General features: G+C 30.3%; 10 protein-coding genes. 3 read left to right on the top strand and 7 right to left on the bottom strand.

Annotated elements, in window-relative coordinates:
- Positions 1–120 precede the first annotated feature (120 nt).
- The 7 genes from AAC008_RS08245 to pyrR form a co-directional block, all read right to left on the bottom strand.
- Positions 121–615: a CAP domain-containing protein gene (locus AAC008_RS08245; protein ID WP_339888675.1), complete on the bottom strand. Its 495-nt coding sequence runs from the start codon at positions 613–615 to the stop codon at positions 121–123.
- A 162-nt stretch (positions 616–777) separates the two neighbouring features.
- Positions 778–1,422, bottom strand: a complete 645-nt coding sequence (gene pdxH / locus AAC008_RS08240; RefSeq protein WP_339888673.1) for a pyridoxamine 5'-phosphate oxidase — start codon at positions 1,420–1,422, stop codon at positions 778–780.
- A 214-nt stretch (positions 1,423–1,636) separates the two neighbouring features.
- Positions 1,637–2,542: a ribonuclease Z gene (locus AAC008_RS08235; protein ID WP_339888672.1), complete on the bottom strand. Its 906-nt coding sequence runs from the start codon at positions 2,540–2,542 to the stop codon at positions 1,637–1,639.
- A gap of 1 nt (position 2,543) precedes the next feature.
- A complete protein-coding gene (locus tag AAC008_RS08230; RefSeq protein ID WP_339888671.1) occupies positions 2,544–2,735 on the bottom strand; it encodes a hypothetical protein in 192 nt (63 codons plus the stop codon).
- A gap of 11 nt (positions 2,736–2,746) precedes the next feature.
- Positions 2,747–3,079, bottom strand: a complete 333-nt coding sequence (locus AAC008_RS08225; protein WP_339888669.1) for a ribonuclease Z — start codon at positions 3,077–3,079, stop codon at positions 2,747–2,749.
- Between the two features lie 53 nt (positions 3,080–3,132).
- Positions 3,133–4,062, bottom strand: a complete 930-nt coding sequence (locus AAC008_RS08220) for an aspartate carbamoyltransferase catalytic subunit (RefSeq protein ID WP_339888668.1) — start codon at positions 4,060–4,062, stop codon at positions 3,133–3,135.
- Between the two features lie 43 nt (positions 4,063–4,105).
- Complete coding sequence (pyrR, locus tag AAC008_RS08215) at positions 4,106–4,645, bottom strand: bifunctional pyr operon transcriptional regulator/uracil phosphoribosyltransferase PyrR (protein ID WP_339888666.1); 540 nt, start codon at positions 4,643–4,645, stop codon at positions 4,106–4,108.
- 208 nt (positions 4,646–4,853) lie between these two features.
- Here pyrR and rlmD point away from each other — a divergent pair, with 208 nt between their 5' ends.
- The 3 genes from rlmD to AAC008_RS08200 are packed head-to-tail and all read left to right on the top strand — an operon-like array spanning position 4,854 to position 7,444.
- A complete protein-coding gene (gene rlmD / locus AAC008_RS08210) occupies positions 4,854–6,266 on the top strand; it encodes a 23S rRNA (uracil(1939)-C(5))-methyltransferase RlmD (protein WP_339888665.1) in 1,413 nt (470 codons plus the stop codon).
- Between the two features lie 16 nt (positions 6,267–6,282).
- Positions 6,283–6,780, top strand: coding sequence for a DUF6452 family protein (locus AAC008_RS08205; RefSeq protein ID WP_339888663.1), 498 nt, complete (start codon positions 6,283–6,285; stop codon positions 6,778–6,780).
- Positions 6,761–7,444 carry a DUF6048 family protein gene (locus tag AAC008_RS08200; RefSeq protein ID WP_339888661.1) on the top strand — a complete coding sequence of 228 codons (684 nt, stop codon included), beginning with the start codon at positions 6,761–6,763 and terminating at the stop codon, positions 7,442–7,444. The genes AAC008_RS08205 and AAC008_RS08200 overlap by 20 nt, the downstream gene beginning before the upstream one ends.
- The last annotated feature ends 61 nt before the right edge of the window (positions 7,445–7,505 follow it).

Here is a 7,505-nt window from a genome sequence, read left to right as displayed (position 1 = left end):
AAAAGAATAGAAGAAGTGAATTTATTATCTTAGAAATGTAATATAATTAAATCACGATAAAACATAATAAAACCATCTCGAAAACGAGATGGTTTTTTTTATGTGACTAGTTATATATAGTTATTTTTTAATAAAGATGTTGGTATAGAATTTTTGTCCAGCTTCATTTTCTCTTATTGAGATTCCGAAATGCGTATAATCTCCATCTAAATTAGCTTTATGATTTTCGCTTTTTATCCATGCACGAATAGCAGATTTTGGCGAGCTATAATTAAAAGCAACATTCTCACCAACTTTTAAAGCACCAAGCGCACTGTGCAAGTTTGATTGTCTTTCTGCAAAATTAGCATGTCCAATAATATTAGTTTGAACCATCACTTCTGTATGCCCTGAAGAAATATAAGAAATATGGTTAATTTTTTCCAATTTATTAAATCCAACTGAGTCCCTATATTTATTAATTAAATCTAAAGTTTCATCTTCAACTTCACTGTAATCATAAAACTGAATAACTTCTACCGATTCAATTGAAGCTTCCTCTGGTGAAGAACAAGATGCCATTGTAAATAAAACAGTTGCTACAACTGTTATTATTTTTAAAAAATTTGTGTTCATAGTAGGTTAAGATTTAATAAAATTTAAAAGTTAAGGGCTGACTTTTAAATCATGTTAATATTTGATTTGTTTTGTTTGACTAAATTAGAAAATAAAAACAATCAAAAAACTACTATTAACACATATGCATCAAAACAGTAAAACCTTTACGGTAAAACCTTATTATGGAGCCAATCTTTGAATTTTCCATGACAAATCATCTAAAACAGTATAAATAATTCTATCATGCAGTCGGTTTGGACGACCTTGCCAGAATTCTACTGAAATGGGTTTAACTAAAAAGCCTCCCCAATTTTCTGGCCTTGGTATTTCTTTTCCTTCAAAAGAATTTTCGAGTTCTTTTAATTTGTTCTCTAAAAATTCTCTGTTTGGAATTACATTACTCTGTGGAGAAACTATTGCTCCTAATTTACTTCCGTCTGGTCTTGAGTCAAAGTAATTATCTGAAATTAAGTCTGGTGTTTTTTCAGCAATTCCTTTTATGATAACTTGACGTTCTGCAGCTGGCCAAAAAAAAGATAAACATACATTTGGGTTTTGTAGTACTGCTTTTCCTTTTTCTGAATCGTAATTGGTATAAAAAATAAAACCTTCTTCGTTAAATTTTTTAAGTAGTACTACTCTACTTTTTGGAAATTTATCTAATCCGATTGTGGAAACTGTCATAGCATTAACTTCACTGGCAGAATCCATTGCTTCAACTTCGTGAAACCATTTGTGAAATAAATTGATTGGATCTTCTGGAATTGAATTTTCTAACAATTCACTTTTTTCGTATGATTTTCTGTAGTCTCCTAAATCTTTCATGGTTAACCTAATGTTTGATACTACAAATTTACGAAGAATAAACTTTATAAGTATGCCTAACAAAAGTTAAATAGCCCTGATGGGAATGGCATCCTTTTTTTGAAAAAAAAAGATAGAATGGACAGCAGGAAAATGGTTGCTAGATAAAGCCGAAAGTTTCGCTTCAAAAAAAAAGATTCTGAATCAAGTTCAGAATGACAAAAAACAAAAATGTTTAAAACTCAAAACTTTTTCCGTCATCAGCTAAATGGATGTTCTCAAAAATGGGCTGAGCTTCTTCTTTAAACAACTCAATATTGCCGTAACGAGTCGAATAATGTCCCATGATAAGGTTTTTTACATTCGCTTTTTTTGCAATCTCTGCAGCTTGTTTTGCCGTTGTGTGCATTGTTCTTTCTGCCAAATGCGCTTCTGATTCAAGAAATGTACTTTCATGATACAAAACATCTACATCTTTGATTATGGGTAAAATATCTTCGTTATAAACTGTGTCGCTGCAAAAAGCATAGCTCTTTTCGTAATCGGGTTTAAAAGAAAGTTCAGTATTTGGAATTGTTCTTCCGTCTTCTAGAGTAACATCACCACCGAACTGAATTTTTTGGTAATAACAAGTATCAATATTGTAATTTTCTACAGCTTCAATGTTTAACTTTCGTTTGATATTTTTTTCTTTGAACAAATATCCATTAGTATAAACTCTATGTTTTAGGGGAATCGTTTTGACTAGCACTTTTTCATCTTCAAAAATGACTTCGCTTTCGGTTGAACTTAATTCATGAAAGTATAAATTGTAACCAGTGTAAGAATTGGAAATTTTTAGTTGTAACAGAATAATTTCTTTAATGCCAACTGGTCCGTAGACGTGTAAATCGTTTTCTCTATTTAATAAGGTAAACGTTGAAATCAATCCGATTAATCCATAAAAATGATCACCGTGTAAATGCGAAATGAAGATGTGATTAATTCGTGAAAATTTAATTTTTTGCTTGCGTAACTGTACTTGAGTACCTTCTCCACAATCTATCAAAAAGAGTTGATTTTTTAGTTCTAAAACTTGTGATGTTGGATTAGTAAAAGTTCTTGGTGTAGCAGCGTAGCAGCCTAAAATGTGAATTTTCAATTTATTTTTTGTTTTCTAATTTGCTTAATATAATAATTTGGTATAATGCTAATCCTACAGCAAAAGCTGAAATTAGTATTCTAATATATTCAAAATCTCCAGATTTGAAACCATTTATAATATGCAATGCTAACGAAAGACTAAAAAGCATTAGTAGAAAAGCGTATAAAAATATTTTAGCTTTGTTTGTCATTTTAATGTTTTTTAAAATCCCAAATCGCGTTCAATTTCTTCCATTTCGATTATATCGTGTGCTTCCAAAACTGTTGGGACAACTAATAAATAATCTGGAATTTTATTAAAATCGATATTTTCTGCAACGAAAACTAAAGTTTTTTTCTCTTTTTTATGTTTTTTGGCTAAATCTTTAACTAGTTTAAAATCTTGAATAGTTAGATTTTTATCCATAGTAACATCTAAAATTAGATTTTGTTCTTTATATGTATTGAATTGAGCTGTTAACTTTTCAATAAAATTTAAAAAACTTCCTTGAGTATCTTTAATTATAGATATATGTCCTTTTTGTTCTACTTTCATGTTAAAGTCAGAATTTAGAAATTAGAATTCAGAAATTTCTGAATTATTATATATTATTGTTTAATCTTACTAGCCAAAAGATAAATAACAGCCATTCGAACTGCTACTCCATTTTCAACTTGATTTAATATTACTGACTGACTAGAATCTGCTACATCTGATGAAATCTCAACTCCTCTATTGATTGGTCCAGGATGCATGATTACGATTTCTTTATTTAGTGAATCTAATAACGTTTTATCCAAACCATATTGTTGAGCATATTCGCGTGTTGATGGAAAATAATTTACATCCAAACGTTCGTTTTGAACGCGTAACATATTCGCTACATCACACCACTCTAATGCTTTTCTTAAGTTGGGTTCAACTGTAACACCAAGAGATTCAATGTATTTTGGAATTAATGTATTTGGTCCACAAACCTTAACTTCAGCTCCTTGCATTTGTAAAGCATAAATGTTAGACAAAGCTACTCTTGAGTGTAAAATATCACCAACAATCACTACTTTTTTACCAGCAACTTCACCTAATTTTTCACGAATTGTATAACTGTCTAATAAAGCTTGCGTTGGATGTTCGTGAGCACCGTCTCCAGCATTTATGATACTTGCGTTAACATTATTGGCTAAGAAGTGAGCTGCACCAGGATTACTGTGTCGCATAACAACTAAATCTACTTTCATAGATAAAATGTTGTTTACAGTATCAATTAACGTTTCACCTTTTTTAACCGAAGATTGAGAAGATGAAAAATTAATCACATCTGCAGAAAGTCTTTTTTGAGCTAATTCGAAGGATAATTTGGTTCTTGTACTGTTTTCAAAAAAGATATTAGCAATAGTAATATCTCGTAATGAAGGTACTTTTTTAATAGGACGATTTATGACTTCTTTGAAATGATCTGCCGTTTCAAAAATTAAATCAATATCGTTTTTATTAATGTATTTTATGCCTAGTAAATGATTTACTGATAGTTCTTTCATTTATTTTGTTGTTGTGTGTTGTCTTTTCTCTTTCTTCTTTGTTCTATTTTCGTTCTAAATAAACGGCATCTTCTCCATCGTTTTCTTGCCAATTTACTACTACTTTTTCATTGTTAATCGCATCTACTTGTCTTCCTCTATAATCGGGCTGAATAGGTAAATGACGACTAAAACGTCTGTCAATTAAAGTTAAAAGTTCTATTTCTGCTGGTCGTCCAAAAGATTGAATAGCTGTTAAAGCCGAACGAATACTTCTACCAGTATAAAGTACATCATCAATAAAGACAATTTTTTTATCTTCAACTATAAAATTAATTTCGGTTCTATTGGCTTCAAGCGGTTTTTCGCCTCTTCTAAAGTCATCTCTAAAAAAAGTAATGTCTAAAAAACCAACTTTTAAATCTTTGATTTGGTAATCTTCTTTTAATATTGAAGCTAATCTATTGGCTAAAAATGTACCTCTTGGTTGAATTCCAATAAGGATTGTATTTGAAAAATCGAGATGATTTTCAATTAACTGACAAGCCAAACGATGCAGTATGATATTGACTTCCTTTGCAGTGAGCAATATTTTTTGACCCATAATGTAGTGTTGTGTTTGGTTGGTAAAAATACATAAAATTTTGGATATTCGGATATTGGATGTTCAGAAAATAGATTTCAGATTTTCGGACAATAGATTTTCGGATAATAAACGTTAAAATAGAACGATTTGTTGTCTAATATCTTAAATCTGAAAATCCATTATCTGAAAATCCGAAAATCAAAAAAAAATCTTCTATTTTTGCACCATGGGAAAAAAACGTACAGAAAAAGTAATTTTCGAAAATGTAGAAGTTCTTGATGCAGGTGCAAAAGGAGTTTCGGTAGCAAAAGCACCAGAAGGTCAAGTAATATTTTTACCTAATGTTGTACCAGGTGATGTTGTTGATGTGCAAACTTTAAAAAAGAGAAAAGCTTATTTTGAAGGAAAAGCTATAAAAATTCATAAATATTCTGAACATAGAACTGAACCAGAATGCCAACATTTTGGTGTTTGTGGTGGTTGCAAATGGCAAAACATGAAATACAGCCAACAACTTTTCTATAAAAATCAGGAAGTTTTTAATAATTTGAAACGTATTGGTAAAATTGAATTACCTGAATTCGAAGCAATTTTAGGTTCAGAAAAACAATTTTTCTATAGAAATAAAATGGAATTCGGATTTTCAGATTCACGTTGGATGACCAATGAAGAAATTGAATCTGGAGTTGAATTTGATAATAAAAATGCTCTAGGATTTCATATTCCAAGAATGTGGGATAAGATTTTAGATATTGAAAAATGTCACTTACAAGAAGATCCTTCAAACGCTATTCGTAACGAAGTTAGAAGTTTTGCTAATGCAAACAACATGACTTTTTTCAACCCAAGAAATCATGAAGGTTTATTACGAACTTTAATGATTAGAACAGCTTCAACTGGAGAAATCATGGTTTTGATTCAGTTTTTTGAAGACGATAAAGTAAATCGTGATTTAATGATGAATCATTTGTCTGAAACATTCCCAACAATTACTTCTTTATTATATGTAATTAATAGCAAGCCTAACGATACTATTTACGATCAAGATGTAAAATTATTTAAAGGTCGCGAATATATTTTAGAAGAAATGGAAGGCTTACATTTTAGTATAAATGCTAAATCTTTCTATCAAACGAATTCAGAACAAGCTTATGAATTATATAAAATCACTAGAGAATTTGCTGGTTTAACAGGAAACGAACTAGTTTATGATTTATACACAGGAACAGGTACAATTGCTCAATTCGTTTCAAAAAATGCAAAAAAAGTAATCGGTGTTGAAGCTGTACCAGAAGCAATTTTAGATGCTAAAGCTAATGCTGAACGTAATAATATAACAAATTGTGAGTTCTATGTTGGAGACATGAAAAATGTCTTTAATGATGATTTTATCGCTCAACATGGTCAACCTGATGTTATTATTACTGATCCACCAAGAGATGGAATGCACAAAGATGTTGTAGCTCAAATTCTAAAAATTGCTCCTGAAAAAGTGGTTTATGTAAGTTGTAACAGTGCTACTCAAGCTAGAGATTTAGCTTTGATGGACGAGCAATATAAAGTTACACGAGTTAGACCTGTTGATATGTTTCCACAAACACATCATGTAGAAAATGTTGTACTTTTGGAAAGACGATAATTCAGATAACTTGAATATGAAAAAATATATAATCACATCTCTAATGTTGCTTTTAGCCGTTTCGTTTTGGAATTGCGAAAAAGATGACATTTGTTCGGAAGACACGCCAACAACTCCTAAGCTTATTATTGAGTTTTATGATAATGCCAATCAAACCGAATTAAAAAACGTAACGAATCTTGGGATTGTAGAAACTTCATTAACTGAAGGTTTTGCTTTTAACGCTGTGAGTACAATTACTGTTCCGTTAAGAACAAATCAAGATACAACTACTATTAATTTTGTTTTAAACGGAAGTGATGATGATGCTACAAATGATATTTCTGATGTAATTACTTTTAATTACAGTCGAATTGAAACTTATATTTCTCGTGCTTGTGGTTATAAAACAACCTTTATTTTAAACGATACAGATGGACTTGTAATTCCGACAACTAATTGGATTTCAAGCTTTGAAATAGTTCAACCAAATATTAACAACGAAGATGAAACACATGTCAAAATATATTTTTAGTTTAGTTTGCTTGTGTTTTTCATTGATTGGATTTTCTCAAGTAAAAAATGACACCATAAAAGAAAAATATGGTGTTCGTGTTGGTGTTGACCTACATCGATTAACAAAATCGCTCTATGATAAAGATTATCAAGGACTTGAGTTTATTGGAGATTATAGAATTTCGCAAAAGTTTTATCTTGCTGGAGAATTAGGAAATGAAGAAAGAACTTCAGATGATGACAGATTCAACTTCACTACAAAAGGAACTTATTTTAAGGTAGGATTTGATTACAATTCTTACGAAAATTGGTTGGATATGGAAAACATGATTTTTGTAGGAATGCGTTATGGTGTAAGTACTTTTAATCAAACGTTAAACACCTACTCTATTTATGATTCAACAAATTACTATGGCTTAACAACTCTTGACTCTGGTGAAAAATTTGATGGTTTAAATGCCAGTTGGATAGAGATTGTCGGAGGTTTAAAAGCAGAAGTTTTTAATAATTTATACGTTGGGTTTTCGTTAAGACTTAACTATTTAGTTTCCAACAAAAAACCAGATAATTTCGACAATTTATACATTCCTGGTTTCAATAGAACTTATGATGGAAAATTTGGAACTGGATTCAATTATACGGTTAGTTATATGATTCCTATTTATAAGAAGAATAAGAAGTAGAAAAGAGAATAGACCACTTCATTGAAAGATGAAAGACAATATTTCATTCTTAATTTCTAAA

Origin of the sequence: uncultured Flavobacterium sp., from assembly GCF_963975515.1 — a bacterium.
GTDB lineage: Bacteria > Bacteroidota > Bacteroidia > Flavobacteriales > Flavobacteriaceae > Flavobacterium.
This window is presented reverse-complemented; position numbering and strand designations above follow the sequence as displayed.